This is a genomic window from Nocardia sp. AB354, from assembly GCF_049538315.1.
Classification (GTDB): Bacteria; Actinomycetota; Actinomycetes; order Mycobacteriales; family Mycobacteriaceae; genus Nocardia; species Nocardia nova.
In genome coordinates, this window is sequence record NZ_JBMVFU010000069.1 from 1 (window position 1) to 874 (window position 874).

1 pseudogene is annotated in these 874 nt (G+C 70.3%); it reads left to right on the top strand.

What is annotated here, in order from left to right:
- A pseudogene (locus ACPCUW_RS35120) lies at window positions 1-874 on the top strand (pyruvate carboxylase); the annotation flags it as partial.

Below are 874 nucleotides of genomic sequence, written 5' to 3' on the forward strand. Positions count from 1 at the left end.
AACCGTGGAGTTCCTGCTCGATGAGCGCGGCCATCACGTGTTCATCGAGATGAACCCGCGGATCCAGGTCGAGCACACGGTGACCGAGGAGATCACCGATGTGGATCTGGTGCAGTCGCAGTTGCGCATCGCGGCCGGCGAGTCGCTGGCGGATCTGGGGCTGAGTCAGGACAGTGTGTCGATTCACGGTGCCGCGCTGCAGTGCCGGATCACGACCGAGGATCCGGCCAACGGATTCCGTCCCGACACCGGCCGCATCACCGCCTACCGCTCGCCCGGCGGCGGTGGCATCCGGCTCGACGGCGGTGCGAATCTCGGCGCCGAGGTCGGCGCCCACTTCGACTCCATGCTGGTCAAGCTGACCTGTCGCGGCCGCGACTTCGGCGCGGCGGTGGCACGGGCCCGGCGCGCGGTGGCGGAATTCCGCATCCGCGGCGTGGCCACCAACATCCCCTTCCTGCAGGCCGTGCTCGACGATCCGGATTTCCGCGCCGGACGCATCACCACCTCGTTCATCGACGAGCGGCCCGAGCTGCTGACCCAGCGCGGTTCGGCCGACCGCGGCACCCGCATCCTGCGCTATCTGGCCGACGTGACGGTGAACAAACCGCACGGCGAGCGGCCGACGGCGGTCTACCCGCACGACAAGCTGCCGGCGATCGATCTGAGTGCGCCGCCGCCGGACGGCACCCGCCAGCGTCTGCTCGAACTGGGACCCGAGGGTTTCGCGCGGTGGTTGCGGGAGCGCGACGCGGTCGGCGTCACCGACACCACGTTCCGCGACGCCCATCAGTCGCTGCTCGCGACGCGGGTGCGCACGCGCGGACTGCTGACCGTCGCCGGGCACGTGGCGCGGATGACCCCGGAACTGCTC